Consider the following 1383-nt stretch of genomic DNA (forward strand, 5'->3'; position numbering starts at 1 on the left):
CCTTGCATTCCTTGTGGCATTTGTGGCATCTGCCCTCCGCCTTGCATTCCTTGCGGCATTTGTGGCATCTGCCCTCCGCCTTGCATTCCTTGTGGCATTTGTGGCATTTGACCACCTTGCTGCGGCATACCTTGGCCTTGATGCGGCATTCCATAGCCCTGTTGCGGCATTCCATAACCTTGCTGTGGCATTTGTGGCATATCCACGGATGAAGACTCCCATGATGAAGATTCCATATCATCATATCCCGTAGCCGGACTAACTGCCTGTTGCTGACCTGGCATCATCCCATCCCAACAATATGGTTCAGTACTACCCAGGTATTGTGGCATTGGTGGACAAGGATGCGGCGGGCACGGCATATACGGCATTGGTTGCACATACATTGGCATCATTGGTTGTTGTTGCATTGGTTGCTGCATTTGTGGTTGCACTTGCGGCTGCATTTGTGGTTGCTTCATTGGCTCTTGCATTTGCGGTTGCACTTGCGGCTGCTTCTGAGGTTGCTTCATTGGCTTTTTCTCCTCGGCAGCTGGTTTTACTGGTTCTTTTTTTGGCTGTTTAGGTGGCTGATATTGTGGCATTTGCGGAATGTTTACTGTCGTATAGTAGTTTTGCATCTCTTGTTCCATAGTAGGGAATTGAAATTGCATAGGCATAATTGGTTGTTGCGGCTGTTGTGCTGGCATCATTGGTTTTTCTTCTACAGCCGGTTTTACCGCTTCTTTTTTCGGCTTTGGCATCTCTTTTTTAGGCATTTCCTTCGGCTTTTCTTTCCCTACTGGCATAGGCTTTGGCGACGTGTCCTTGTAAGGTTGAGTAGCTTGCGGCTGTTCTTTTTTGACTGGCTTTGAATCAGATGGAACTTTGATCTTCATACCTGGCATGATCATATCTGGATTGCTCAATTGCGAGTTCATCGCTTTAAGCTCTTCAAAATTCACTCCATATTTCTTCGAGATCTTCCATAACGTATCACCTTTTTGAACAACATGAATTTTCACTGATGTGGCTCCCTTCCTTCTGTTATCGTTCAAACTATGATGTAAATAACAGATTAACTCTTTTACAACATATGCACGAACCCAGAAAAGGTTGATGAAAATGCCTAAATTTTTTTGGGATATATTCAGGAGAGTTGTTGTGGAGGGGTTAATTTCATGTTTAATCTTAGGCACTACTTATTTCATTAAAGCCGCTGCTGAAGACTTGATCGAGATAAAGTGGGAGGAAGCAGTGCAGGGGCTAAGGTATTTCCGCGTCTACCCGAGCGATTCCGTCGCATACCCGAACAATTCCGTCGCCTAACCGAGCAATTCCATCACCTACCCGAGCAATTCCGTCGCCTACCCGAGCAATTCCATCACCTACCCGAGCAATTCC

1 protein-coding gene is annotated in these 1383 nt (G+C 46.1%); it reads right to left on the reverse strand.

From position 1 onward, the window contains the following. Positions 1-1178 (reverse strand): SafA/ExsA family spore coat assembly protein (gene safA, locus H514_RS24145; RefSeq protein ID WP_233422682.1); only part of this gene is annotated, 1178 nt, incomplete at its 3' end. Positions 1179-1383 lie beyond the last annotated feature (205 nt).

It is taken from the genome of Pontibacillus marinus BH030004 = DSM 16465, assembly GCF_000425225.1.
Lineage (GTDB): Bacteria > Bacillota > Bacilli > Bacillales > BH030062 > Pontibacillus > Pontibacillus marinus.